At 72.7% G+C, this 26,351-nt stretch carries 20 protein-coding genes; 10 read left to right on the forward strand and 10 right to left on the reverse strand.

All coding sequences use genetic code 11. From position 1 onward, the window contains the following. Positions 1-138 precede the first annotated feature (138 nt). Positions 139-318 carry a hypothetical protein gene (locus ACGFRF_RS02095; RefSeq protein ID WP_393736254.1) on the forward strand — a complete coding sequence of 60 codons (180 nt, stop codon included), beginning with the start codon at positions 139-141 and terminating at the stop codon, positions 316-318. A 285-nt stretch (positions 319-603) separates the two neighbouring features. On the opposite strand, the gene ACGFRF_RS02100 is transcribed toward ACGFRF_RS02095, so the two are convergent. Both ACGFRF_RS02100 and ACGFRF_RS02105 read right to left on the reverse strand, forming a co-directional pair. Then, positions 604-1,194: a hemerythrin domain-containing protein gene (locus ACGFRF_RS02100; protein WP_393736255.1), complete on the reverse strand. Its 591-nt coding sequence runs from the start codon at positions 1,192-1,194 to the stop codon at positions 604-606. A gap of 11 nt (positions 1,195-1,205) precedes the next feature. Then, a complete protein-coding gene (locus ACGFRF_RS02105) occupies positions 1,206-2,405 on the reverse strand; it encodes a hypothetical protein (RefSeq protein WP_393736257.1) in 1,200 nt (399 codons plus the stop codon). Positions 2,406-2,648: 243 nt separating this feature from the next. Between ACGFRF_RS02105 and ACGFRF_RS02110 the strand changes: the two genes are divergently transcribed. The 3 genes from ACGFRF_RS02110 (at position 2,649) to ACGFRF_RS02120 (ending at position 7,496) form a co-directional block, all read left to right on the forward strand. Next, positions 2,649-2,804: a hypothetical protein gene (locus ACGFRF_RS02110; RefSeq protein WP_393736259.1), complete on the forward strand. Its 156-nt coding sequence runs from the start codon at positions 2,649-2,651 to the stop codon at positions 2,802-2,804. A gap of 53 nt (positions 2,805-2,857) precedes the next feature. Continuing rightward, entirely contained in the window at positions 2,858-5,686 is a 2,829-nt protein-coding gene (locus ACGFRF_RS02115) for a SpoIIE family protein phosphatase (RefSeq protein WP_393736261.1), read from the forward strand. Between the two features lie 433 nt (positions 5,687-6,119). After that, positions 6,120-7,496, forward strand: a complete 1,377-nt coding sequence (locus ACGFRF_RS02120) for an MFS transporter (RefSeq protein WP_393736262.1) — start codon at positions 6,120-6,122, stop codon at positions 7,494-7,496. 151 nt (positions 7,497-7,647) lie between these two features. Here ACGFRF_RS02120 and ACGFRF_RS02125 read toward each other — a convergent pair whose 3' ends face one another. The 4 genes from ACGFRF_RS02125 to lnt all read right to left on the reverse strand — a co-directional run bounded on the left by ACGFRF_RS02125 (position 7,648) and on the right by lnt (position 12,677). Next, the gene (locus tag ACGFRF_RS02125) at positions 7,648-9,567 is read right to left on the reverse strand and encodes a helix-turn-helix domain-containing protein (RefSeq protein ID WP_393736264.1); all 1,920 of its coding nucleotides are present in this window, start codon (positions 9,565-9,567) and stop codon (positions 7,648-7,650) included. Between the two features lie 76 nt (positions 9,568-9,643). Continuing rightward, on the reverse strand, positions 9,644-10,465 hold the full coding sequence (locus ACGFRF_RS02130) for a 3-hydroxybutyrate dehydrogenase (protein WP_393736266.1): 822 nt from the start codon (positions 10,463-10,465) through the stop codon (positions 9,644-9,646). 54 nt (positions 10,466-10,519) lie between these two features. Next, positions 10,520-10,999 carry an NUDIX domain-containing protein gene (locus ACGFRF_RS02135; RefSeq protein ID WP_393736268.1) on the reverse strand — a complete coding sequence of 160 codons (480 nt, stop codon included), beginning with the start codon at positions 10,997-10,999 and terminating at the stop codon, positions 10,520-10,522. Between the two features lie 67 nt (positions 11,000-11,066). Beyond that, positions 11,067-12,677 (reverse strand): apolipoprotein N-acyltransferase, encoded by a 1,611-nt coding sequence (gene lnt, locus ACGFRF_RS02140; RefSeq protein ID WP_393736270.1) that lies wholly within the window; start codon positions 12,675-12,677, stop codon positions 11,067-11,069. Between the two features lie 725 nt (positions 12,678-13,402). Here lnt and ACGFRF_RS02145 point away from each other — a divergent pair. After that, complete coding sequence (locus ACGFRF_RS02145) at positions 13,403-14,374, forward strand: O-antigen ligase family protein (protein WP_393736272.1); 972 nt, start codon at positions 13,403-13,405, stop codon at positions 14,372-14,374. A gap of 272 nt (positions 14,375-14,646) precedes the next feature. Here the strand turns inward: ACGFRF_RS02145 and ACGFRF_RS02150 are convergent, their stop codons facing one another. Beyond that, the gene (locus ACGFRF_RS02150) at positions 14,647-15,189 is read right to left on the reverse strand and encodes a hypothetical protein (RefSeq protein WP_393736274.1); all 543 of its coding nucleotides are present in this window, start codon (positions 15,187-15,189) and stop codon (positions 14,647-14,649) included. Positions 15,190-15,294: 105 nt separating this feature from the next. Continuing rightward, positions 15,295-16,080, reverse strand: a complete 786-nt coding sequence (locus ACGFRF_RS02155) for a glutamate racemase (RefSeq protein ID WP_393736276.1) — start codon at positions 16,078-16,080, stop codon at positions 15,295-15,297. Between the two features lie 39 nt (positions 16,081-16,119). Here ACGFRF_RS02155 and ACGFRF_RS02160 point away from each other — a divergent pair, with 39 nt between their 5' ends. After that, positions 16,120-17,313, forward strand: a complete 1,194-nt coding sequence (locus ACGFRF_RS02160) for a glycosyltransferase (RefSeq protein ID WP_393736278.1) — start codon at positions 16,120-16,122, stop codon at positions 17,311-17,313. A gap of 6 nt (positions 17,314-17,319) precedes the next feature. Here ACGFRF_RS02160 and ACGFRF_RS02165 read toward each other — a convergent pair whose 3' ends face one another. Further along, the gene (locus ACGFRF_RS02165; RefSeq protein WP_393737094.1) at positions 17,320-18,597 is read right to left on the reverse strand and encodes a TerD family protein; all 1,278 of its coding nucleotides are present in this window, start codon (positions 18,595-18,597) and stop codon (positions 17,320-17,322) included. A gap of 294 nt (positions 18,598-18,891) precedes the next feature. On the opposite strand from ACGFRF_RS02165, the gene ACGFRF_RS02170 reads away from it, so the two are divergent. From ACGFRF_RS02170 to ACGFRF_RS02185, 4 genes are all read left to right on the forward strand, one after another. Further along, positions 18,892-19,332: a DUF6643 family protein gene (locus ACGFRF_RS02170; protein ID WP_393736280.1), complete on the forward strand. Its 441-nt coding sequence runs from the start codon at positions 18,892-18,894 to the stop codon at positions 19,330-19,332. Positions 19,333-19,378: 46 nt separating this feature from the next. Further along, positions 19,379-20,203, forward strand: a complete 825-nt coding sequence (locus tag ACGFRF_RS02175) for an MOSC domain-containing protein (protein WP_393736282.1) — start codon at positions 19,379-19,381, stop codon at positions 20,201-20,203. Between the two features lie 216 nt (positions 20,204-20,419). Then, positions 20,420-21,025, forward strand: a complete 606-nt coding sequence (locus tag ACGFRF_RS02180) for a hypothetical protein (RefSeq protein ID WP_393736283.1) — start codon at positions 20,420-20,422, stop codon at positions 21,023-21,025. Positions 21,026-21,256: 231 nt separating this feature from the next. Then, positions 21,257-23,695 carry a right-handed parallel beta-helix repeat-containing protein gene (locus ACGFRF_RS02185; RefSeq protein ID WP_393736285.1) on the forward strand — a complete coding sequence of 813 codons (2,439 nt, stop codon included), beginning with the start codon at positions 21,257-21,259 and terminating at the stop codon, positions 23,693-23,695. 65 nt (positions 23,696-23,760) lie between these two features. On the opposite strand, the gene ACGFRF_RS02190 is transcribed toward ACGFRF_RS02185, so the two are convergent. Next, positions 23,761-26,067 carry a hypothetical protein gene (locus ACGFRF_RS02190; RefSeq protein WP_393736287.1) on the reverse strand — a complete coding sequence of 769 codons (2,307 nt, stop codon included), beginning with the start codon at positions 26,065-26,067 and terminating at the stop codon, positions 23,761-23,763. Positions 26,068-26,351: the final 284 nt, after the last annotated feature.

Here is a 26,351-nt window from a genome sequence, read left to right on the forward strand (position 1 = left end):
GTACGGACAGAGGTGGGATGGAGCGGCGGGCATCACCCACGTCAGCGCCTGAGAACGAAACGGATAAAAGAGTGAAAACGGGATAAGTGGATCGTCCCCGTGGGAACCCGGAAGCCCGCCGTTCTGGAAGGAACCGACATGAGCGACCCACAGGAAAACGAGTTGGCCCACCCGCTGGAGCAGGTCACCGGCGAGAAGGACGTCCATCCCGAGGAAGAGGAAGGCCGACAGCCGCAGACCGCGGCCGACGACACCGGGGACGGGGAGGACACCGACTCCGACGGCGGGGCCACATCCACCGAGCAGCCAGGAGCCTGACGACCCCCGTCGCCCACCAGGATGCTGCCGCGGCTCCGGCGGCGGCAGCATCCGCGCCACGGACCACGGGTAATGGCACAGGGCCGGCCCCGCAGGAGCCATCGCTGTCGGTGCGCCCGCCCGGCGTGCGGGAGAAGCCGGCATGCGGGACGTTGCTCTCGGGGCCCGGTGAACGCGTCAGCTCGATGCCCGCGTGTCCGCGTGATCCACCGAAGAACGTCCGCCTGTGGAGCACCCACGTGAAGCCGGTGTGCCCACAGGCGGAACCTCCGGGCGTAGCGGTTGTCAGGGCGGGCCCATGGCCTTGCGGACGGCGTCCTTGGTCCGGTCCATGAGGGCGGCTACCGGACCGAGGGCCACGTTCGCCGCGCCCGACTCGACACCAGGGTGGGGCCGGGTGGGAGCCATGGCTTCGGCGGCCTTGACGGCCTTGGCCATGGCGGCGAGGTTGGTGACGTCGGTGCTGCGGCGGATGTGGGAGAACTCGTAGCGTTCCTCCGCCCGGGCGTGTTCCTGTACGTCCGTGCGCAGTTTCATCAGCTGCGGCATGAACGTCGGGTCGTCGGTGTCCATCTCGTCCAGGACGGACAGCGTCTCCTTGGCCGCCTTCTCCTCGGCGAGGCGGTCCTCGACGACCTGCGCACCGCCGGACACCGCGCGTCGCACGAACGGATGCACCACCTCTTCCTCGGCGGTCTCGTGCACGGCCAGCAGGCGGACAAGGCGACGGAACGCGTCACGGCGCTCCTCGCCCTCGCTCCGCTCGACCTCGTCGAAAAGGTTGCGGATGTCGCCGTGCTGACGCATGAGCAGGGCGACGACATCGGTGTCGGGTGCCTGGTCGTCGCCGGCCTGGGGAGTGTGCAGTTCGGACATGCGAGGCCGCCTCACTTCTCGCGCTGTGCGGGGTCGGGGTGCTCACCCTCCGTCTGGACGCGGTACTCGCGGCCGAACATCGCGTCGTGCTCGGCCATGACCCGGTCGCTCGGGGGTTCCTCGCCCCCGTGGATCTGCTCCTGCATCTTCTCGAACCGCTCGTGGGCCTCCCGCACATAGCCCGCACCGAGAGTGGTCAGGTCCATTTGTGTGTCCAGCAGCTCGCGGAGGTACTGCTTGTTCGGCTCGAAGGTGAGCACGTTGGGCAGCTCCGGCGCCAGAACCTCCTGCGGCTCCCGTCCGTCGATACGGCGCATCAGGTCGCAGGCGGCGTGCAGGTGCTCCAGCTCCATGTTCAGGTGCAGCTCCCAGATCGCCTTGACCTTGGGGTCGCTCTCCTGCTCCATGAAGGAGTAGTACAGGTAGCACTCGTTGTACTCGTGGTTGACCAGTTGCTCCCACCACGTCTCGCCCGGGTCGACGAGGGACTCGTAGTGGGTGACGTGCTCCTCCTCGATGAGCCCGATCTCCTGGTAGAGCTGACGGGCGATCGGCTCCATGTAGGTGGGGCCGGTGTTCATGTAGAAGTTCATCGTCTGCTGCTCCGCCGACATGATCGTCAGCGCGTGCAGCTTCGACAGCGGGTCCGTCGTGTTCTTGTCGTACGGGTCGCGGACGTTGTCGACCGGATCGCGATGGTGGAACCTGGTGGGACGGCCCGGCATCACCTCGGTGAGGTTGTCGACGATCGACTCCGCCTTGCGGTGCTCGATCATCTCGTACAGGTTGGCGTACCGGTACAGATGGTCGAAGTCCTCCAGCACGCCGAACTGGTACGCCTGCTTGAGGTACGGGTCCGGCTCCATGCGCGCCACCCACGCCGTCAGGTCCACCGCGACCTGCTCGTAGGCGATCGTGGTCTCCAGCACCGACGAGACGCCCGGCAGCAGCCAGTTCACGACCTTCTGCTGCTGTGCCTCGATGTACCGGGTCCGCGCCAGCTGCCGCTTCACTTCCGGGTCGAGAGTGTTACGGGCGAGCTGGTGGCTGAAGAGGATCGCCTCGACCTCGATGCCGTTCATCGTGATGATGCGGCACCGGGTATAGGGGTCGCAGCGGTCGGGGTCGATCGGCTGCACGTTCAGCTCACGCCAATTGCGCAGCTGGCGGTCCAGCGGGATGCCCCGCTGCTCGAGTGGATTGAACGTCATGCGAGGGTGCCTCCTGAGGCAGGGCGATTCGTGCGCCGGCGGTGCCCCGCCGGGGGCGACGAGCACAGGTCTGCCATCGAGTCTGGGCACCACCGATATCTCCCGGCCACTCGAGACGCCCCCAGGGCGCGTGGTTCCCCCGGCCGGGCCAGTGGAGATGACAGCTCGGACGGCATAGGGCAAGGGCCGGATCGATGTCCGTGGACGGTCGTACGCGCCGGGTCGTCCGGACGCGGTGGGGGTGTGACCGGCCGGCCGGCGCCCGCGGTGCTGCACCCGTCGCTGCGCCCGTGGCTCGGTCTGATCGCGCCCGTCGCCGCGTTGGTGGTCGTCGTGCTCGGGGTCCTGTACGCCGGCCACAGCGAGCCCGGCAGGGTGGACGGGCCGAAGCACTTGTAGCTGTACCAGCCACACCAAAGCGAGTGTCCTGTTTGCCCGATTACTCTGGAGTGATGGAGTCGTACCCAACTCCTTCGGCCGGCGATCGCGGCGACCGGTCGCCGCTGGTCGGCGGAGTACGCCCGGAGATCCTTGCTTCCTGGCAGCGCTCGCAGTCGCTCGGCATCGACCGCGAGCGGGCGGCCCTGCCGATCAAGACCGACCTGGATCCCGACTCCCGGCTGATCAGGGCGGCCGCGCCGGTGCTGGCCCGCCTGTACGAACGGTTTTCGGGCGTGCCGGTGACCATGACACTGGCAGACTCACGGGCGAACATCCTGGACCGGTGGGGCGACCCGGCGGGGCTGAAGCTGATGGACGCCGCCTCCCTGGTACCGGGCGCCAATGTCGACGAGCGATTCATGGGAACCAGCAGCGTCAGCATGGTGCTGAGCACCAGGGCGCCCTTCGTGGTCGTGGGCCACGAACACTTCTTGCACGACCTCAAGGAGCTCACCTGCATGGCCGCGCCGGTGTGCGACCCGGTGGGCGGCACTGTGCGGGGCGCGGTCAACCTCTCCGTGCCCCGGGCGCTGGCCGACCCCGGCATGGCACTTGTCCTGCAGGACGCCACCGAACGTATCGGGGAACGCCTGCTGGAGTTGAGCACGGTCCGCGAGCTGGAGCTCACGAACGCCTTCCGCCGGGCCATGGAGAGCGGCGGGCATGCCGAGCTGGATGTCGAATCGGGGGAGCTGACCCGGCGCGGCGGACCGCCGCCCCGGCTGGCCACGCAGGAGCGGTCGATTCTGCTGGAGCGTGCCGTCGAACTGATCTCCTCGACCGGTGAGGCATTCGCCGAGGTGCCGCTTGCGGGCAGTCGCGTGGCCGTCCTGCGCCGCCGGGAGCTGCACCACGGCGACGCGGAGGGGGCGGCGGTCGAGGTCAGTTTCGAGGACACCGGCGGCACCGGTGCAGCGGGTCCGACTGCTACCGCGACCGCCTCCGACGGTCGTCGTGTGCCACTCCTGAACCGCCCCGCCGAGGAGGCGGGAGCGGACGTTCCCGGCGCGCCGGCGAAAGCGCACGCCGCCGCAGCGACCGACGCGTGGCTGCTGCTCGTGGGCGACCCGGGAGTCGGCCGGGTCGCCGCCGAGGCACGCGGACGGCTGGCCCTGCTGAACGAGGCAGGCGTGCGACTCGGCACCGCCCTGGACCTGTGGCGTACCGCCGAGCAACTGGCGGAGATCACCGTGCCGCGCTTCGCCGACCTGGTCGTCGTCGACCTGGCCGAAAGCGTCCTGGCCGGTGAGGAGCCTCCGCCCGGACCGCTGCGCCCCGACGTACCACTGCGCCGGGTGGCCGCCTGGGCCGGCGAGGACTCCCGCGACCTCCCGGTGGGCGGCGTGAACGAGCCGACCGGCTACCCCGCCGGTTCACCCCAGGCCCGGTGCCTGGAGACCGGACGGCCGGTCACGGACTCGGTGGTGACCGCCGCCCTGGCCGGGCACCCGACCGGCCAGGTGCACCCGGTCGGTTTTCTCGGCGAGGGCACGCACTCCTACCTGGGCGCTCCGCTGTCCGCGCGGGGCTCCGTCATCGGCCTGGCGGGGTTCTACCGCCGCGGCAGGACGAGGCGGTACGAGCAGGACGACCTGACGCTGGCGGGCGAGCTGGCGGCCCGTGCCGCGATCGGCATGGACAACGCCCGCCGCTTCCGCCGGGAGCAGCACGCCTCCCTCATGCTGCAACGCAGCCTGCTGCCGCATACGCTGCCGCGGCTGAGCACCGTCGGCCTCGCCTCCCGCTATCTGCCCGCGGACGCGAGGTCAGGCGTGGGCGGGGACTGGTTCGACGCGATCCCGCTGTCCGGTATGCGTGTGGCGCTGGTCGTCGGTGACGTGCCCGGAATCGGGCTGCAGGCGGCAGCGACCATGGGCCGGCTGCGTACGGCGGTACGGACGCTGGCCGGACTGGACCTGCTGCCCGAGGAGGTACTGGCCCACCTGGACGACCTCGTCAGCCGCGCACCCGACGAATCGGCCGACGATCAGGACCCGGCGACGGGGACGACCTGCCTGTACGCGATCTACGACCCGGTGTCCAGCCGATGCACCGCCGCGACGGCCGGTCATCCGCTGCCCGCTCTGCTGACGCCGGACGGAGAGAGCGAACTGATCGACCTTCCGACCGGTCCACCTCTCGGCCTCGGCGGGATTCAGCCGTACCAGTCCGCCACCGTCGATCTGCCGGCGGGCAGCCTGCTGGCGATGTACACCGACGGCCTTCTGAAAAGGAGCCGCGGCTACGAGGACACCGACGCGCGCACCGCGCAGCTGCTGGCGTCCCTGAACCTTGCCGGTCCGGAGCTGGAGGAGGTCTGCGACCAGGTCACGGACACCCTTCTCCCCGGCGGCCCGCACGACGACGTGGCTCTTCTGCTGGCCCGTGTGCACGCGCTGCCCGAGGACCGGATGGCGTCCTGGGAACTTCCGTCCGACCCCGCGGCCGTGGCCCGGGCCAGGGCGCTGACGCGGGCCCAGCTCGCCGCCTGGGGCATGTCGGAGCTGGACTTCAACACCGGGCTCGTGGTCAGCGAGCTGGTCACCAACGCTGTGCGGTACGGCGGCCGGGGGCCGGTGGGCCTGAGGTTGCTGCGCGACGACTCACTGATCTGCGAGGTCTCCGACCGCAGCAACACCTCTCCGCGCATCCGCCGCGCGGCCACGACCGAGGAGGGCGGGCGCGGCCTGTTCCTCGTGGCGCAGTTCACCAAGAGCTGGGGTGCCCGCTACATGCCGCAGGGCAAAACGGTGTGGGCCGAGCAGATTCCGCGGCCGGAGCAGCCTGCGCCGGAGACAGACGAGCAAGCACTGCTGGCCCTGTTCGACGACCCCGGCTGACCGGTCGGACCAGCAGCCGTACGACGGCCTGTCCTCACGGATCGGAACCGGCTCGCCCGACGCATACGGCTCCGTCGCCAACTGGCGCGGACGGCGAGAGGCAGCGCGCACGACGCGTCTCCACCAGCCGCGTCGGCGGGCTTGACGATACGGGCGCGCACGCTGCCCGTCGGGCCGCCGGAGACGATGATCCACTCCTCGTCCCGGCTCCAGGACCGGCTGAACCGGCCGAACCGTGATAGCGAAATTCGGATACGCCCCCTGGCGACCCTGCCGAAGCACTCACGGCGGCCCTTGACTCGCCGACATGGTGGACACGCGCACTCCCACACCAAAAACTATGGTGTCCCACCACATACGCCTCTGACCTGCAGATTCCTACGGTGTGGCGACACGCAAACGTCCCCGTTCGTAACGCCAGGAAGTGGTGCCGATGTCGTCGCCCGCAAGCGCTCCACCAGCTCCGCCCAACCTCCCCCGCATCGTCGCCGCCAGCCTCATCGGCACCACCATCGAGTGGTACGACTTCTTCCTCTACGGCTCCGCGGCCGCCCTCGTGTTCAACAAGCTGTTCTTCCCGAACTCCGACCCGCTGGTCGGGACGCTGCTGTCGTTCCTGACGTATGCCGTCGGATTCGCGGCCCGCCCGCTGGGGGCGCTGGTGTTCGGGCACTACGGTGACCGGCTGGGACGGAAAAAGCTTCTGGTGCTCAGCCTGCTGCTGATGGGCGGGGCCACCTTCGCCATCGGCCTGCTGCCCACGCACGCGACCGTCGGCACGGCCGCTCCCGTGCTGCTCACCGCGCTGCGACTCGTGCAGGGGTTCGCGCTCGGTGGCGAATGGGGCGGCGCCGTGCTGCTGGTGTCGGAGCACGGGGACGCGCGGCGGCGCGGCTTCTGGGCCTCGTGGCCGCAGACCGGGGCGCCCGCGGGGCAGTTGCTCGCCACCGGCGTGCTCTCGCTGCTCACCGCCGTACTGTCCGACGACGCGTTCGGCACCTGGGGCTGGCGGATCCCGTTCCTGCTCTCCGGGGTGCTGGTGCTCGTCGGTCTGTGGATCCGGCTGTCCGTCGACGAATCGCCCGTGTTCAAGGAGGCATTGGCGCGAGCCGAGTCCCGCCGGGACGGGGAGACGGAGAAGCTCCCGCTCGTCTCCGTGCTGAGCCACCACTGGCGTGACGTGCTCGTGGCGATGGGCGCCCGCATGGCGGAGAACATCAGCTACTACGTGATCACCGCCTTCATCCTCGTCTACGCCACCACCTCGGCCGGTGTCTCCAAGCAGACCGCCCTCAACGCCGTCCTCATCGGCTCCGCCGTGCACTTCGCGGTCATCCCGGCCTGGGGCGCGCTGTCCGACCGGGTCGGGCGGCGGCCGGTGTACCTGCTCGGCGCCGCCGGTGTCGGCCTGTGGATGTTCCCGTTCTTCGCGCTCGTGGACACCGGGTCGTTCGGCTACCTGATACTGGCCGTGACCGTCGGGCTCGTGCTGCACGGCGCCATGTACGCGCCTCAGGCCGCCTTCTTCACCGAGATGTTCGCCACCCGCATGCGGTACTCGGGGGCTTCCATCGGTGCGCAGTTCGCCTCGGTGGCGGCCGGTGCGCCCGCCCCGCTCATCGCGACCGCGCTGCTCGACGGTTACGGCAGTTCCACCCCGATCGCCCTGTACGTGATCGCTGCCGCGGTGCTGACCCTGGTGGCGGTGGGCGTGGCCCGGGAGACGCGGCACCGGGACCTCGCCCGGGTCGACGGCGAGGAGGGCGAGCTCTCCGACGCGAGCCCGGCCGCCGAGGCGCGGACGGTCTGAGCGGCGGGCCCGCTCCAGCGCGCACCCCGCCCCGCCCCGGCCCCCGTACGGCACGTCCGTACGGGGGCCGGCCTCTGGAAGGGGATCGCTGCCTGGACGGCTCACCGCCGGAGAAGGCCACCGTCCTCGCCGGGTAACCGTCCGAACCGGGTCACCGTCTGTCCGGTGCCGCCAACCGGTGCAGCCGCAGGGCCAGTTGGATCTCGAGGGCGCGGGCGGGGGTCTGCCAGTCCTCGCCGAGCAGCCGGCCCACCCGCTCCAGCCGTTGGGCGACCGTGTTCACGTGCACGTGGAGCGCGTCCTTGGTGCGGGCCGGGCTCATCCCGCAGGCGAAGTACGCGTCCATGGTGCGCAGCAGTTCCGTGCCGCGCCGCTCGTCGTAGTCGGCGACCGGGCCGATGGTGCGGTCGACGAAGCCGGTGACGTCCCGTTCGCCCGCCAGGAGCAGGCCGAGGAAGCCGAAGTCCTCGGCAGCGGCGCCGTCACCGGCACGGCCCAACAGATGCAGCGCGTCCAGGCAGCGGCGGCCCTCGGCGTAGGCCGCGGCGACCTTCTCCGGGTGCGCGGCAAGATCGGTGACGGGGGCCGAGGCACCGACCGTGACCGGCTGGTGGACGGCCGTGCCCAGGTGCCGGGCGGTGCGGCGGGCCACGTCCGTGGCGGTGGCGCCGGCGCCGAGCGGCAGCAGCAGGACGGTGCCCCCGTCCCGCGCGGCGGCCAGGCCGTGCCGGGTGGCGGCGAGGTGGGACGCGGCGGACCACAGCCGGCGGCGGGCCGCTGCCTCCTCGTCCGCGTCGGCCGCCGGGCCGTCGAGGCGTGCGGCGAGCACGACATGTGTGGCGTCCAGATCGGCACGGAGCCGGGCGGCGCGTTCACGCAGCAGCCGCGGGTCCCGGTCGCGGGCGTCCAGGAGGTCGTCCAGCAGCTCGCCCCGTACGCGCTGTTCCGCCTCGGCGGCGGAGCGGCGGGCGAGCAGGAGCAGCGAGGTCACCATGGCGGCGCGTTCCAGCGTGCGCTGGTCGACGGGGTCCATGGCCGGGTGCCCGCGCAGGACGAGGGCGCCGAGGAGTTCGCCGCCCGCGGTGACCGCGGCGATCCAGTCGCCGCCGTGCCGCACGGCGTGGCCCTCGGCGCGGGACGCCTCCAGCGCCCCGGCCGGTGCCGCGTCGGCCTCGGTGAACTCGACCGTGCCGTCGAGGACCTCGGAGACGGCCGCCGCCACGTCGTGGACCCCGCCGCCGCGCAGGACGAGTTCGGCGAGCCGGTCGTGGACCTCGGAGGCGCGTTCGATGACGGCGCTGCGGTCCCGGATGATCTCGTTGGCCCGTTCGAGCCCGGCCAGCGCGGCGCGGGTCTCGGTGAGCAGGTTGGCGGTGTCGATGGCGGCCGCGGCGAGCGCGGCGAAGGAGCCGAGCAGGGCGATCTGCTCGCGTTCGAAGACGCGGGCCCTGCGGTCGGCGGCGAAGAGCACACCGATGACGTGCGGGCCGAGCATCAGGGGCACGCCGAGGATGGCGACCAGGCCCTCGTCGCGGACCCCGGTGTCGATGGCGAGGGTGTGCTGGAACCGGGCGTCCTGGAAGTAGTCGTCGGTGACGTACGGCCGCGTGGTCTGGGCGACGAGCCCGCCCAGCCCCTCCCCCATACCGAGGCGCAGTTGCTGGAAGCGCGCGGACACGGAGCCCTCCGTCACCCGCATGTAGGTGTCGCCGCGCGCGGGATCGTTCAGGGTGAGGTAGGCGACGTCCGTGCCGAGCAGGGAGCGGGCGCGCTGCACGATGGCCTGCAGGACGGCGTCCAGATCCCTCAGCCCTGCCAGGTCGTGGGCGGTCTCGAACAGGGCGGACAGCTCCGCCTCGCGTCGCCTGCGGCCCTCCAGCTCCGCGCGGACGCGCAGGGCGAGCAGCTTGGCCTGCTCCAGCGCGGCGATCCGGTCGGCGGACCGGCCCTCGGCACGGGCGAGCAGCACCGGCTGCTCGTAGGCCTCCACGGAGGCGTCGCGGGCCAGCAGGTCGAGGTACTCGGCCTCGGCGCTGCCGCTGGGAGCCGACTGAAGGTGATCGCGAGACATGGTCACAGGATTCCGCATCCGCCGCCCGGCCCGTCAGGCCTGTGGAAAACTCCGGGGACCGATGCCGCCGGGCCGGTCAGTGTGCCGTCCATCCGCCGTCGAGCACCAGCGACGTACCGGTGACGAAGGACGCCTGCGGGCTGCACAGGTAGGCCACGGCCTCGGCGACCTCTTCCGGTTCGATGAGCCGCTGGAGCGCGCTGTCCTTCAGCAGGACCTCGGACAGCACGCGCTCCTCGGGGATGCCGTGCGCCTGCGCCTGGTCGGCGATCTGCTTCTCGACCAGGGGGGTGCGCACATAGGCCGGGTTCACACAGTTGGAGGTCACGCCATGGGGGGCGCCTTCCAGAGCCGCCGTTTTGGAGAGACCTTCGAGGCCATGTTTGGCGGCCACATAGGCGGACTTGAAGGCGGAGGCACGCAGACCATGGACGGAGGACACATTGATGATCCGGCCCCAGCCCTGCGCGTACATGTGCGGGAGGGCACCGCGGATGAGGCGGAACGGTGCCTCCAGCATCACGGTCAGCACGGTGTGGAAGACCTCGGGCGGGAACTCCTCGATGGGGCGCACGAGTTGCAGCCCGGCGTTGTTGACCAGCACGTCGGCCCCGGCGGCGGCGCGTTCGGCGGCGTCGAGGTCGGTGAGGTCGACGGCGTGCGGCACGACGGTGCCCGCGAGGTCTCCGGGCTGCTTCGCCTGCTGGGCCAGCTCGGCCAGGCCGGCCGCGTCGCGGTCGACGGCCCGCACCTCGGCCCCGGCGGCGGCGAGCCGCAGCGCGCAGGCGCGGCCGATGCCGCTGGCGGCGCCGGTGACGACGGCGGTGCGGCCGCCGAGGTCGAGGGCGAGGAGCTGGCCGTGGGGGCCCGGACCGGGCAGGGGGGTGGGCGAGGTCATGTGCCGACCCTAAGCGGAGCCCACCCCTCACCACATATGGTGACCACCCATACTTCAGCTCGCAGTCATAGGGTCAAACCATGTGGGTGCATCCGACATGGCCTGCTTGATCCGGAACACACCGAACTCGTGCAGTTCGGGCAGCGCGTCCACCGCGAACCAGCCCACCTCCAGCGACTCGTCGTCGTTGACCCGGGCCTCGCCGCCCACCGCCCGGCAGCGGATGGTGATGTCCATGTACTGGCAGACGTCCCCGTTGGTGTAGGTCACCGGCTCCAGGGCCTGGACGAGGACGATCCGCTCGGCGACGCAGTGCACCGCCGTCTCCTCGAAGACCTCGCGCACGGCGCAGGCGGCGGGCTGCTCGCCAGGCTCCGGGATACCACCGATGACCGACCACTTGCGGGTGTCGGACCGCCGGCCGAGGAGCACTCTGCCGTCGTCGTCGAAGACGATCGCGGTGACTCCGGGAAGCCAGAGCAGTTGGTGGTCGATGGAGGACCGGAGCGTGCGGATGAATTCGGGAGTAGCCATGGCCCGACCCTAACGGGACGGTCCGCGGATCCCCGTCGGACTCGGGTGCCGCACGACGGTCGTACGGTTACGCGCCACCGGCGCGCCGACCGCGCACACCTGAGCCGATCGCCCAGCCGATGCCGCCCGCCGCGACCAGCACGAGGGCGATCTCCGGCAGGACGCCCAGCTCGGTCGCCGGGGTCTTGGAGCTGCGCAGCGGCACCTTCTGGACGAGGTAGGCGGGTACGAACATTCCGGTCTTCTGGGTGATCTTCCCGTCCGGCATGATGAACGCGCTGACGCCGCTGGTCACCGGCACGGTCACGGTGCGGCTGTGTTCGACGGCGCGGATCCGGGACATGGCGAGCTGCTGGTAGGTCATCTCGCTGCGGTCGAACGTGGCGTTGTTGCTCGGCACGGAGATCATCTCCGCGCCGTGCGTGACCGTGTCCCGCACGGCCCAGTCGAAGGCTGCCTCGTAGCAGGTGGCCAGGCCGACCTTGACGCCGTCGATGTCGAAGACGCCCGGCTTGCCGCCCCGGCTGAAGTCCTGGCGGACCATGCCGGTCCAGTCCTTGTTGATCGCGCCGACGAGCCCGCGCAGCGGAAGGTACTCGCCGAAGGGCTGGATCTGCCGCTTGTCGTAGGTCTGGGTCGGGCCCTTGACCGGGTCCCACAGGACCTGCTCGTTGAGCAGCTTGCCGTCCCTCTCGACGACTCCGCCGACCGAGATGGGCACGCCGACCGCCTTGGCGGCGCCCTCGATGACGGCGGCCGCGTCGGGGTTGGCGAAGGGGTCGATGTCGGAGGAGTTCTCCGGCCACAGCACATAGTCGGGCTTCGCGGCCTTGCCCGCCTTGATGTCGGCGGCGAGCTTGAGCGTCTCGCGCGCGTGGTAGTCCAGCACGGCCCGCCGCTGGGCGCTGAACTCCAGCCCGGCGCGCGGCACGTTGCCCTGGACGAGCGCCACGGTCGCGGTGCCGTCCTCGGCCTTGTCGCTCACCAGCGCGCGGGCCGCGACCGCGCCGGCCACCGGCACGGCCACGCTCAGCAGCGCGGCCGCCGCCGCTCCGCGCCGCACGGCCCGGGTCCGGCGCCCCTCGACGATCAGGCGTCCCGCCTCGTACAGGCCGAATCCGCACAGCACGACCGCGAAGCCGAGCACCGGCGTGCCGCCCAGCGCGGCGAGCGGCAGGAAGACACCGTCCGCCTGACCGAACGCGATCTTGCCCCAGGGGAAGCCACGGAAGGGCACGCGCGCGCGTACCGCTTCCCCCGCGATCCAGACCGCGGCCGCCCACACCGGCCAGGCCGGCAGCCTGGAGACGGCGGCGACGCCTACGCCGACCAGGGCGATGAAGACCGCCTCGATGACGACCAGGGCGAGCCAGGGACCGGGCCCGACCTCCACGCCGGTCCACACCAGCAGCGGCAGCAGGAAGCCGAGCCCGAAGAGGTAACCGAGACCGAGGGCCGCCTTCCAGCCACGGCCGCGCAGCACCCAGCCGAAACCGGCGAAGGCGGGCAGCGCCAGCCACCACAGGGTGCGCGGCGGGAAGCTGACGTAGAGCAGCACTCCGCAGAGCGCGGAGACGGCGGCCGGGACCAGGCGCAGCAGCCGGCCGCCGAGCGCGCCGGGCGCGGGCGACGGCCGGAGTCGATCCGGCTGGTCCACGGAAGTTGCGGTGACGGTCACCCGGGTGAGTGTACGGCGGTCGCCCCGGCCGCCGACAACGCGGTCAGCCGCCGAACCGCCTCCGGCCACCCAGGTCACCGCTGGTCGGCGCCCCCTCCGCCCCCCCCGCGGCCGACGCGGGCCGCCCCTCGCGACAGTCACCGCACGGCACCCGCACCGACCCCCGGGGCAGCCACCGGACGGCACCCGCCCCGTCCTTCTCATAGGTCGCCGCTCGCCGCCCTCCCCGACCCCCGCGTCGACGCAGACCGGCATCCGCGGTAACCGCCGAACGGCAGCCGCAACGGCCCCGGCGACCGGCGCCGCCCGACACCACCAGGGCCCCGCCGGTCGACACATCGGCCTCCGCCGCAGCCACCGGACGGCACCCGCTCCGGCCCCCTCATGACTCGCCGGTCGCCGTCCGGACGTGGCACCGCTCCGCGCACACCACGGGCGCCGACTCCGGCGTACGGTCGGCAACCGGCCGGTCGGCAACGCAGGCAGGCATCGGTGCCGGAACCCGGTGGACATCACGGCGTTCCTCCGTACTCGTCCACAAACGGCTCGTCAGCCGTTACGGTGTGCCCAGCCTCGGCGGTGCGGCCGGACCCGGCGCACGGCCTTGGCCTGCCACAGGTCGGGGGACCGGGTGCGAGGGGCGACGGGTGGGGCCGACGGGGATGAGGTCCGCGACCGGTGCGGACGCGGAGAACGCCGGACGAAACGTTTCTGACGGTGCGGGCATGATGCTGCTCGGAGCCTGCGCGGGATGGTCGCTGATCACCGCGGCGGCCCACGACGGGCGGCCCGAAGGGATGCTGCTCGCGGTGCTCGCGGTGGCCGCCGGTTACGCCGCGGGCCGAGTCTCCGGGACGCTGCTGCCGGTGGCGGCGCCCGGCGCCGGTGCGGCGGCCGGGCTCGCGCTCGCCGTGGCGCTGCCCGGCCTCTCCCCCGGACCCCGGTACACCGTCCCGCTCGGGCACGTCGGCGCCACGGCCGCGCTGCTGGCGCTGGCCGCCGGGGCCGCCTGCTGTGCCGCGTGGGCGACGCCCGTACCGGCACTGCGGCTGGGGCTGCGGGCGCTGGCCGCCGCGACCGTGCTGACCGCGGCCGCCCTGGGATCGGCGGCCGGATGTGCGGCCGGCGCGGCCGTCCTGCTGTGCTCGCTCGCCGCGGGCCGGGTGTCCCGTCGGGGCGCGGGCCTGGCGGCTCTGGCCGTCGCGGCGGCCCTGGTGGCGGGGACGACCTGGGCGGTCGCCGCGGGCTGGTTGCCCGACGGCCTCACCGGGGCGCTCGCCGACCGCCTCACCCCGCACCGGGTCCAGTTGTGGCGTGACGCCCTGCGGCTGGCCGGCCGGGACAGCGGCCTGGGTGTCGGCCCCGGCCGGTTCGGCGAACTGAGCGACACGACGCCGCACACCCTGCTGTCCGACGGCAAACCGCACTCGGCTCCCCTGCAGCAGGCGGCGGAGCAGGGTTTCGTCGGGGTGTTCCTGTTGGCGGCCGCGTTCTGCTGGGTTTTGCACGCGCTGTGGCGCACTCCTCGCTCCACCCCGGTCGCCCTCACCGCCGGTGCGTCCCTGACGGCGCTGGCCGTCCTGGCCTCGGTGGGCAACGCGCTGAGCTTCACCACGGTGACCGTGGGCGCGGGGCTGCTGGCCGGATGGGCGACGGCACGGCCGTGGGCGGGCGACGACCCGGAGCCACACTTCTGAGCAGGCACCCGAAGGGCCGGCGGTGCGTCTTCACGCAGCCGGAGCCGCGCCCGGCAAACCGATCCGGACGGCCGTACGTCTTCGCACAGCCCGAGCCACGCCCGGCAAACGACCGATCCGGGCGGTACTACGCCTTCACGTTCACGCAGCCCGAGCCGCGCCCCACGAAGACCCCGTCCGAGCGGCTCGTCGCACAGTCCGAACCTTGCCAGGCATGGATACCCCCCTTTGTACGCGGGAGTTTTTCGGACCAGCGACCCGGCCGTTCGGGATCAGCGACCCGGCCCCGGCGTGTTCGTCCGCAGCCGGTCCCTGATGACCCGTACCGCCGACTCCGCGTTGTCGACGGTGATCGTGAAGGTGTGGCCGTCCCACAGGCGCAGCACGATGCCCTCGCCACGGCGTACGACGACCGCCGTGCCCTTCTCCGGGCGCCAGCGGTAGCCCCATCCGCCCCAGTGCCGGGGCGTGACGAGGGCGGTGAAGTCGGCGCCGGCCACGTGGGAGAGCGGGATGCGGCGGCGTGGCAGTCCGATGTGGCCGCAGCGCACCTCGACGCACTCCTTGTCGAGTCTGAGGTCGACGTGCACGAAGGCCAGTGTGCCGAAGATGACCAGCAGACCGGCCGCGATGCAGCCCACGACGGACATCACCAGCGGGGCGATGCCGGAGTTCCAGGTCGAGTCCACGGCCAGCTGGATGCCGAGCGCCATGCAGGCGGCACCGGCCAGCGCCAGCAGCCACTGGACGCGGTTGGTGGCGCGCCCGGTCCAGACGTCCGGGTGCCGGTCGTCGGCGTGGGGGTGGTCCCTCATGTATATGAGGTTACTCAGGTTTCGCCGCGCGGGGAGGGCGTAACGCACGGTGACTGGCCCGGGTGGGGGCATGGGCGGGACCGGAGGGGCCGGTCCGGTCCCCGGTCAGCGGACGGGGCTGACGGTCCGCAGGAAGCGGCCTTCCTCGTAGGCCAGGGCCGTGTCCGGAAGGGTCGCGTCGCGACCGCTGAGCAGCACCGTGAGGGTGGTGTCGGCGACGGCGGCCGGATCCGGCTCCGCTCCGATCCGGCGCAGGGCCTGGGCGGCCACCGCTCCGGCGGAGCCGTGCAGGATGAGCGGCGGGCGGCCGGGCCGCTGGACGGCTGCCCGGATGCGCTCGCCGACCAGTTCGTAGTTGGTGCAGCCGAGGACCACGGTGGTCACGTCGTCCGGGGTGCGGGCAGCGGCCGAGGCGATCGCGGCCTCGATGCCCTCCTCGTCCGCGTGGTGCACGGCGTCCGCAAGGCCGGGGCATGCGACCTCGGTGACCGCCACCCCCTGGGCGAACTGCTCGATCAGCCCCCGCTGATAGGCGCTGCCCGTGGTCGCCGGGGTGGCCCAGATGGCGACGGGGCCGCCGCCCGCGGCAGCCGGCTTGATCGCCGGGACGGTGCCGATGATCGGGAGATCCGGCTCGAAACGGGCCCGCATCGCCGGCAGGGAGTGCACGGACGCGGTGTTGCACGCCACGATCAGGACGTCGGGCTCGTGCGCGGCGGCGGCCTCGGCCACGTTGATGGCGCGCTCGGTGATGTCTTCCGGAGTGCGCGGTCCCCAGGGCATTCCGTCCGGGTCCCACGACAGTACGAGATCCGCGTCGGGCCGCAGTCGACGTACCGCGGCAGCGGCGGGAAGCAGGCCGATTCCGGAGTCCATGAGCGCGATCTTCACCCGGCCACGATAGACGATGCGCTCTTGCGGACCGGTCCGGTGGGGCAGACTGCGGCCGTGAGCGCCATCCTGTGGATCACCGCCGTATCACTTGCCGCCTGGTGCTGGCTACTGCTGTGCCAGGGCTTCTTCTGGCGCACGGACGTCCGGCTGCCGCCGCGCCGGGATCCGGACGAGTGGCCGTCGGTCTGTGTGGTCGTACCGGCTCGTGACGAGGCCGCCGTGCTGCCGGCGAGCCTGCCGTCGCTACTGGCGCAGGACTATCCGGGGCGGGCGGAGGTCTTCCTGGTGGACGACGGGAGTACGGACGGCACCGGGGAGCTGGCCCGCGAGCTGTCCCGGCGGCACGGCGGGCTGCCGCTGACGGTGGGCTCGCCCGGCGAGCCGCCTGCGGGCTGGACGGGCAAGCTGTGGGCGGTGCGGTACGGCATGGGACTGGCACACGCGCGTGAACCCGAGTACCTGGTGCTGACGGACGCGGACATCGCGCACGCGCCGGACAGTCTGCGCGAGCTGGTGGCGGCGGCCCGCTCCGGGGGCTACGACGTGGTGTCGCAGATGGCGCGGCTGCGCGTGGAGAGCCTGTGGGAGCGGCTCGTGGTCCCGGCGTTCGTGTACTTCTTCGCGCAGCTGTACCCCTTCCGCCGGATCGGCCGGAGGGGATCGCGTACGGCCGCCGCGGCGGGCGGTTGCGTCCTGCTGCGGGCCGGTACGGCCGAGCAGGCCCGCCTCCCCGACGCCATCCGGCACGCCGTCATCGACGACGTGGCGCTCGCGCGCGCGGTGAAGGGGGCGGGCGGCCATGTGTGGCTGGGACTGGCCGACCGGGTGGACAGCGTGCGGCCCTACCCGCGGCTGCACGATCTGTGGCGGATGGTCTCGCGCAGCGCCTACGCCCAGCTGCGGCACAACCCGCTGCTGCTCCTCGGTACGGTCGCCGGGCTCGCGCTGGTGTACCTGGTGCCGCCCGCCGCGCTGGTCGTGGGCGCGGCCGCCGGCAGCGCGGCGACAGCGGTGCTCGGTGCGCTGGCGTGGGCGGTGATGACGGGCACGTACGTGCCGATGCTGCGCTACTACCGGCAGCCGCTGTGGCTCGCGCCGCTGCTGCCGTTCACCGCCTTCCTCTACCTCCTGATGACGGTCGACTCCGCCGTGCAGCACTACCGGGGGCGCGGGGCGGCCTGGAAGGGACGCACCTACGCCCGTCCCGGCGCGGTGCCCGATGAGGGCTGAGCCCGGTCACTTGCGGCCGGGCGTCCAGTTCATGCCCCAGCCGTAGGCGTGGTCTATGGTCCGCTGCGGGCTCACTCCGCGCTCCGGCACCAGATACCGCGCCTCGCGCTGGACCAAGAGGTCGCCGCCCGTGTTGGTGATCAGCGCGAGCGCGCACACCGTGGAGGGCACGGTGCACTCGTCGAGGGAGAAGTCGATGGGGGCGCCGTGCTGCGGCTGGAGGGTGACGGTGGCGTGCAGGTCGGCGAAGGAGCTGGCGCCTTCGTAGACGGTGACGAAGACGAGGATGCGCCGGAAGTCCTGCTTGTGGTCGAGGTTGATGGTGAGGTTCTCGCCGCTGGACACCGCGCCGGTGCGGTCGTCGCCGTCGAGGTGGATGTACGGCGGCCGGTGCAGCGAGCCGAAGGCGTTGCCGAGGGCCTGTACGACTCCCTTGCGGCCGTCGGCGAGTTCGTACAGCGCGCACAGGTCGAGGTCGAGGTCCCCCCGTCCGCCGCCCCACCGGCCGCCCCAGCCCGAAAGCTGCTTGTGGACCTGCCAGTTGAGGTTCACCCGCATGGTTCCGGAGGTACCGCCCTGTTTGGCCAGCGAGACGGAGGGTGCCGCCTTGGTGAGGGTGACCTTGGACAGGCGAACCGGCTGGGCCGAGGGTGCCGGAGGGGCCGAAGGTGGGGGCGGCACGGTCACCGGCGGCGGCACCGGGGCCGCGGCCGGAGGCGGTGGTACGGCCGCCGGGGTGCTTCCCTTGGGCGGCTCGGCGTGCTGCGGTTCGTCCACGGTGATGCCGAAGTCCGTTGCCAGGCCTTCGAGTCCGCTGCTGTAGCCCTGGCCGACGGCGCGGAATTTCCAGCCGCCCTGGCGGCGGTAGAACTCGCCGAGCACGAAGGCCGTCTCGACGGTCGCGCCGGGGTTGTCGAAGCGGGCGGCCACCTGGCCGGTCGCGGGGTCGGTCACCTCGACGTAGAGGTCCGGGACCTGTCCGAACGTGCCGCCGTCCGCGGAGGCGGCGAGCACGATCCGCTCGATCGTGGTCTCCACGCGCGCGAGGTCGACGAAAAGGGTGTCGGTGACGCGTCCGTCGGCCGTCCGCTTGCCCTCGTGGCGGACCGCGCCGGAGGGGTGGGCGGGCTGGTTGTAGAAGACGAAGTCCCCGTCGGAGCGGACTTTTCCGGCGGCGAGCAGCAGCGCCGAGGCGTCGGCGTCGGGCACACCGGGTCCGGGGCGCCAGCCCATTTCGACGCGCAGGGCCGTGGCCGGCACCGGCGTGTTCGATCCCTTCGGCATTGACATGTCCGCCCCCATCCCGTGTCGGTTTCCGGGCGTCCCCGGTGGTCCGGTTCATCCCTACCCGCACAACCTATTCCCGGCTACGGCAGAGTCCCATGAGCGGCGCAGGAAGATCGCCGGTCAACCGCCGGTAACCCAGCAGGAACTCGGCTTTTGCGCGATCCAAACGTTGATCGGCGTCCCTTTTTGCCGAGTTCGATCGGATTGGGGCTCCCGGGTCACAGCCGACACGGAAAACAACCCTCTTATCGGTCTCCCCAACCAGCACATCGTGGGCTTAACTTATGTGCCATGACCTCCCCCCGCTCCACTTATGGTGGCGGCTACTACTCCGCCTCCTTCCCGGACACCCCGATCTACGACTCCCTCGTGGCCGAGCGGGGCACCCCGCAGATCGCCCCGATCCGGGTCCCCGCCGCCTACGACACGGGCAGCAGCCTGCCCGCCCTGCCGTCGGCACTGCCCGCCCTCCCGGCGGCCCCGTCCCAGCAGGCCCCCGCCGCCTACGGCTACCCGCAGGCTCAGCAGCCCGCCCCGCTGCAGCAGGCGCCCACGGCGTACATCCCGCAGCAGGCGAGCGCGCCGCGGGCGTACCCCGGTCCGCAGGCCCCGCAGCAGCAGCGCCCGATGGCGGCGGGCACGGGATACGAGGCCATGCGCCCGGCCGCGCCGCGGCCCGCGCAGCCTTCCTATCAGGACCCGTACAACAACCAGCAGTACCGCGGGTACTGACCGGCGCACTCCCTGGGCCGGCGGTGTCGGCTGGCACGATGGCGTCATGGAAAACGCCGAAGTGCAGTCGATCCACGTCCATCCGGTCAAGGCGTTCCGGGGCCTGTCACCCCGGGAGGCCGTGGTGGAGCCCTGGGGCCTGGCCGGCGACCGCCGCTGGACACTGATCGACGACGGGGGAAAGGTCGTCACACAGCGAGAGCAGCCGCGCCTCGCGCTGGCCGCCGCCGAGCCTCTGGCCGGCGGCGGCCTTCGTCTGTCGGCGCCCGGTCGGGCGCCGCTGACGGTCGCGGTGCCGGAGCCGGCGACGACAGTGCCGGTGAACGTCTTCGGCACGAAGGTCGAGGCGGTCCCCGCGGCGGCGGCCGCGCACGCCTGGTGCAGCGCCTATCTGCGGGCGGAGGTCCGCCTGGTCCACATGGACGACCCGGCCACCCGCCGCCCGGTCGACCCCGACTACGCCCTGCCCGGCGAGACGGTGAGCTTCGCCGACGGCTATCCCCTGCTGGTCACCACAGCGGCGTCCCTCGACGCCCTCAACTCCCTGATAGCCGAGGGCGACCGCGCCCACGAGGGCCCGCTGCCCATGAACCGCTTCCGCCCCAACGTCGTCGTGGCGGGCACCGAGGCCTGGGCCGAGGACCACTGGTCGCGGCTCTCCATCGGCGAGGTGGTCTTCCGGGCCCCGAAGGCCAGCGGCCGGTGCGTGGTGACCACCACCGACCAGGACACCGCCGTACGCGGCCGGGAGCCGCTGCGCACGCTGGCACGGCATCGCAGGATCGGCGGCAAGCTGGTCTTCGGCCAGAACCTCGTGCCTCTCTCGCGCGGCACCATCAGGGTCGGGGACCCGGTCCGGGTGCTGGACTAGCGCACCCGCGGCTCGCAGACAGGTCCGGCGGCCGGGAACACGGGGCCGGGTCCCGGTCGTTGGGACGGCATGAGGAATTCGTGAGAGGCCGCGTCCGCCGCAGGTGGCGGCGGACGTGATGTCGCGGCAGGGGACGTGATGTCGCTCTCTCTCGGCCGGGACCGAGGGGCGAGCGCCTGCGCGGGGGGCTATGACGGTGCGAAAGGGGGTGGGCAGATGCGGGCACTGAGGGGGCTGTGGCGCTGGCGGCACAACCCGCTGTGCCGTGCGACCGATCTGGCCGAGGCATGGGTGGCCCTGGTCGCGCTGGTGCTGATCGCCGTGGCCGCGCCGTTGATCGGTTGTCTGGTCGGTGCCGCCGCCCAGGACGCGCTGCAGCGGTCGGTGCGGGAGCAGCAGCACACCCGCCACCTCGTCACGGCCACCGTGGTCCGTGACCTGGGGCGAGTCCGGCTGGAGACCGATCCCGACACCGGCACCTCGCACGAGGCCCGCAGCCGCGTCGTGGCCGACTGGTCCGCGCCGGACGGCATCCGGCGGCACGGCCCGGTCCTCGCGGACCTGAAGTCCCCGCATCCCGGGGACCACTTCAAGCTCTGGACGGACCCGCACGGCCGAATAACGACCCGCCCGCTGGACTCCCCGACGGCGACGACACACGCGGTGCTCGCCGGGGTAGGCGCGGCCCTCCTGGTCGCGGCCCTGGTCGAGGGCGGGCGGCGTCTGGCCGTGTGGCGCATGGTCCGCCGCCGGTACGCACGCTGGGACCAGGCCTGGGACCGGGCGGGCCCGGACTGGGGCAAGGCGGGCACCGGCAGCTGACGGCCTTCCGGCTCTGGTCAACCCACCGTGCACGCACACGCTACGGTGGACCGGCCGACGCGCTTTCGGCGACGACCCGCGGATGAGCGCATCCCAGGGGCGTACGGGTTCTCGAGGGCGCGAACGCGCTCGGGTATCCGGGGGTCGGGCCCGCTCGCGGTCCCGGCACCGGCGGCGACGCCCCGACGGGAGCGAGCCATCAGTACGACGAGGTGGGGGCACAGCAACGCCATGGCACAGGGCACGGTCCAGGTGACGCACACCGGTACTTCGCGGTGGCGGCGCCGCACGGGTGAGTACGCATCGCTCGCCGCCGCCCTGGAGGCCGCCGCCGACGGCGACGTCCTCACGATCGCCCCCGGCACCTACCGGGAGAACCTCGTCGTCGCCCGGGCGGTGACGCTCCGTGGGCCGGAGGGCTCCCCCGGCTCGGTACGGATCGCACCGGCGGACGGCGTGCCGTTGACCGTGCGGGCCTCGGCCGTGGTGCAGGACCTGCATGTGGAGGGCCAGGACGCGGCCGCGCCGGCGCTGCTGGTCGAGGAGGGCACGCCCGAGCTGATGGACGTCCGGATCGTCACGCGGTCCGCCGTCGGCATCGAGGTGCGCGGAGGCGCCCGCCCGACCGTGCGCCGCTGCACCGTGGACAACCCGGCCGGCATCGGCATCGCCGTACTGGACGGCGGGGGCGGGGTGTTCGAGGAGTGCGAGGTCGTCGCGGCCGGACAGGCGGGTGTGGCGGTCCGTGGTGGCGCCCATCCGCGCCTGGAGCGCTGCCGTGTGCACCACGCCTCCGGCACCGGGCTGACCGCGACCGGCGAGAACTCCGCGCTCGAGGCGGTCGGTTGCGAGATCTACGAGGTGCGCGGCTCCGGGGTGCAGATCACCCAGCGGGCCACGGCGCACCTGACCGACTGCGATGTGCACCGCACCACCGCGGACGGTGTCACGCTGGACACGGACGCGGTGCTCACGCTCGCCGACTGCCGCATCCACGACATCCCGGAGAACGCGGTCGACCTGCGCTCCCGTTCGGTGCTCACGCTGACCCGGACCACGGTCCGTCAGTTCGGGCGCAACGGCCTGTCGGTCTGGGACCCGGGCACCCGGGTGGACGCCAACCAGTGCGAGATCTTCGACAGCACCGGTGACTACCCGGCGGTGTGGGTGAGCGACGGCGCCACCGCGGTCCTGGAGTCCTGCCGGGTGCATGACGTGCCGGACGCGCTGTTCGTGCTGGACCGGGGCTCCCGCGCGGACGTGGTGGACAGCGACCTGTCCCAGGTGCGCAACACGGCCGTCTCGGTGAGTGACGGGGCGACCGCGCAGCTCGACGACTGCCGGATCAGGGACGCGGCCACCGGCGCGTGGTTCCGCGACCACGGCAGCGGCGGCACGCTCAACAACTGCACGCTGGACGGCACCCAGACGGGAGTGATCGTCACCAAGGGCGCCGACCCGACGATCGAGCGCTGCACGGTCGACTCCCCCGCCGAGGCCGGCTTCTACGTGTCGGCGGGCGGTCGCGGCAGCTTCCTGAACTGCCGGGTGACCGGCAGCGGCGGTTACGGTTTCCATGTGATCGACGGCTGCCGTACGACGCTGCGCAAGTGCCGTACGGAGCGGTGCGCGCGCGGCGGTTACGAGTTCGCCGAGGCGGGGCCGGACACCGGGTCCGGGACGGGCCCGGTCGTGGAGGACTGCACCAGCGACGAGAGCGGCAGCCTGCGGCCGCCGGCGGCCCATGAGACGGCCGTGCAGACGGTGCCGCAGTCCCCCGGCCTGCTCGGCTCGATCCCCGGGCAGCGCACCGGCGACCAGGAGCCGTCGGTGGCCGCCGCGGAGCCGGCGCAGCCGGTGCGGGCGTCGAAGGACGTGCTGGGGGAACTCGACGCGCTGGTGGGCCTGGAGAGCGTCAAGCGCGAGGTGCGGGCGCTGACCGACATGATCGAGGTGGGCCGGCGGCGGCAGCAGGCAGGTCTGAAAGCGGCCTCGGTCAAGCGGCATCTGGTCTTCACCGGCTCCCCCGGCACCGGCAAGACGACGGTCGCCCGGCTCTACGGCGAGATCCTCGCCTCGCTCGGTGTCCTGGAGAAGGGACACCTGGTGGAGGTCTCCCGGGTCGACCTGGTCGGTGAGCACATCGGTTCCACGGCGATCCGCACCCAGGAGGCCTTCGAGCGGGCGCGCGGCGGTGTGCTGTTCATCGACGAGGCGTACGCGCTGTCCCCGGAGGACGCCGGGCGTGACTTCGGCAAGGAGGCCATCGACACGCTGGTGAAGCTGATGGAGGACCACCGGGACGCGGTGGTGGTGATCGTCGCGGGTTATACCGCGGAGATGGAGCGCTTCCTCTCCGTCAACCCGGGTGTGGCCTCCCGCTTCTCACGCACCATCACCTTCGGCGACTACGGCCCCGAGGAGCTGCTGCGGATCGTGGAGCAGCAGGCCGACGAGCACGAGTACCGGCTGACGCCGGCTGCGTCCGAGGCGCTGCTGAAGTACTTCACGCAGATCCCGAAGGGACCGGCGTTCGGCAACGGCCGTACCGCCCGCCAGACGTTCGAGGCGATGGTGGAGCGGCATGCGAGCCGCGTCGCCCAGCTCGCCGACCCGACCACCGACGACCTGACCCTGCTGTACGCGGAGGATCTGCCGGAGCTGCCTTGAGCAGCCCGCTCGTCGCAGCAGCGAGCAGGTCCTCGACCGTTGCGGGGAGCACGGGGCCGCCCGCCTCACTCCGGCGCGTCCGGACCCGGGCGCTGCCCCGGCAGTTCCGGGCACAGGCGGGCCAGCAGCCGAGCGCGTTCGCGGGTGAAGGCCGGGTCCGCCTGGTAGTCGGAGTGGCCGTGGATCGGGGTCGGCAGCGGGTGGTCGGGGGTGCGGCCGTAGGCGAGGGGGTCCGCGAGGGGCTCGTGGTCCACCGGCGGGGCGCCGGGGACACGGACGGGGCCGCCGATGGGGTCGGTCGGGCGGTGGAGATTGCGCCAGCAGGCGACGTCGCGGTGCAGCGCGGCGAGCGCCGGCGGGCCGAAGTGAGCCGGGAACCAGCGGCCGTACAGGCGCTCAAGCGGGGAGCCGTAGGTCAGCAGGGCGACGCGTCCGCGTACCGACGGCGTCAGCTGCCAGGCCGCGGCGGCGGCGAGGACGCTGCCCTGGGAGTGCCCGGAGAGGACCAGCCGGCCGCCGGTGCGCTGGATCCAGGTCGCCATCCGCCAGGTCAGGTCCGGCACCGCGCGCTCGGCGTAGCAGGGCGGCGCGAAGGGGTGGGCGGCGCGCGGCCAGAAGGTGCCGACGTCCCAGAGGATGCCGATGGTGCGGCGGGCCGAGGCGTCTTTGTAGGCGCGCCTGCCCCAGGTGACGAACAGCAGGAAACCGAGCCCGATCAGCCAGGAGCCCACGGCCTGCGAGGTCTCGGCCAGGGCTTGCACGGCGTGGTGGGTGCGGTGGGCCGCGCCGCCGGGGGTCTTTCCGGTGGCGAGGGCTCCGGCCAGCGCCCCGGCGCCCAGGAGCAGTGTGGTGATGGTGAGCACGGCGAGAACCAGTGGCGCCCGGTCGGTGAGCGTGGCCATGGCGCGGGCGTGGGCGATGGCGCGGGTGCGGGCCGGGTCCTCGGGTTCGCCGGGGTGCTCGCGGCGGACCCGGTCGCGTTCGGCGCGGGCGAGCCGGGCGGTGCTCAGGGCGAGCCGGGCGGCCAGGAGCAACAGGACGGCGAGGAGGGGAGGGATCGCGGACGCCTGCCAGGTGAGCAGGACGGGTGGCCCAGGCAGCAGGGCGCGGGTGCCGTCCAGCCAGTCGGCGACGCGCTGGGCGACCCCGCCGGAGATCACCCCGCCGAGTGCGCAGGCGAGCAGCGCAACGGCCGGGCCGCCGAGGCCGCGCAGTCCGGCGCGCGGGTCGGGACGGCGCCGGTACAGGTCCCGGGCCACGGCGGCGAGGGCGACCACGAGGAGCCCTTGGACCAGCATGAGGGCGCCGAAGGCCGGGTTCCCGGGCAGCCGGCCTGCGGACTGCCAGCCGGGCCGGGACCAGCCGGCGTACACCAGGGTGAGGAGCAGCAGGGTGAGCGCGCCGAGCGGCAGGAGCCGTACGAGGTGCCGGTCGAGCCGCTGGTCGAGGCGGTTCTCGCTGCGGCCCCGGCGGCAGACCACGCCCACCGCCGCACCCGCGCAGGCGGTCAGGGCCGCGGGCAGCAGCCGGCTGAGGGCGTCCAGGGCGGCGGGTCCGCCGGGACGGTGGTCGAAGCGGACCGCGGGGAGGGCGACGGCGGCGGCCACGGTCAGCAGGCCTGCCGCGGTGTGGGCGGCGCGCAGCCGGGCCACCAGGCGGCGCCCGTACCAGAAGCCGGGCCGGGCCAGGGCGCTGGCGTCGGTGGCCGGTTCCGGGTCGCGGGACATCGGCTGGTGGGACTCGTACGCGTTCCAGGTGCGGTGGGAGAGGTACCAGAGCAGGCCGGTGAGCGCGGCCGGGACCACTGCGGCGAGGGCGAGCCGGCGACCGGGCGCGCTCCACCAGCCGCCGGCCGGGCCGGGCGCCAGGAAACCCAGCCAGGAGTGGCGGCGGGCGCAGGCACGGGTCCCGGCGCACTGCCAGGCCACCAGGTCCAGGGCCACCTCGCAGGCGGCGGCCACCAGCAGCACGGTCAGGGTGAGGGCGGCCAGGCGCACGAGGAGTCCGTAGAGCCGGACGGTGCGCTGCCGGCCCGGTGCGGCGGGCCGCATCCAGTGGGCGAGGTTCACCACCATGAACGGCAGCAGCAACAGCCACAGGGCGCGGCTGCCGTCGCCGGAGGTCAGGTTGCACCAGACGTACGCCTCCTGGACGGGCCCGCGCCTGGGGCGGCTCCCGGCCCCGGCGTCCGCGGCGCGCCGGAACACGGCGGCCGTGTCGTCGCCGGTGATCCGGACCGTGCGCGGATCACCGAGCATCTTCTCGGGCGTGGTGCCGCCGACCCCGTGCACGAGGAGCTCGAGGTCGGTGTCCGGCTCGTGCCGTGGCTCGGTCGATTCCTGCCCGGTGGGGCGTTCCTGCGCGCGTTCCACTGTTCTCGCACTTCCCCCGTGCCGCCGTGAAGGGTTGTGTCGGTGCGCGCTTCAGGATCTCCGGTTCCGCGGCGGTGTACACGCGTCGTCACGGAATCTCCCCGATCCGTGTGACGAGGGGAGCGCCCGCGACCGGAGTGGCATGTGCGCATCGTGTCAGGTGGGTGGCGCAACCGGTACCGACCCGTGAAAAGATGGGACGCCCGCGCACTTCAGACAGCTGGTACGTCCTGGTCGGAGCAGGTGCGCCGGGCGTGTCGGACGGTTGACGGCGAAAGGACCGG

The organism is Streptomyces sp. NPDC048521, assembly GCF_043199855.1.
GTDB lineage: Bacteria > Actinomycetota > Actinomycetes > Streptomycetales > Streptomycetaceae > Streptomyces.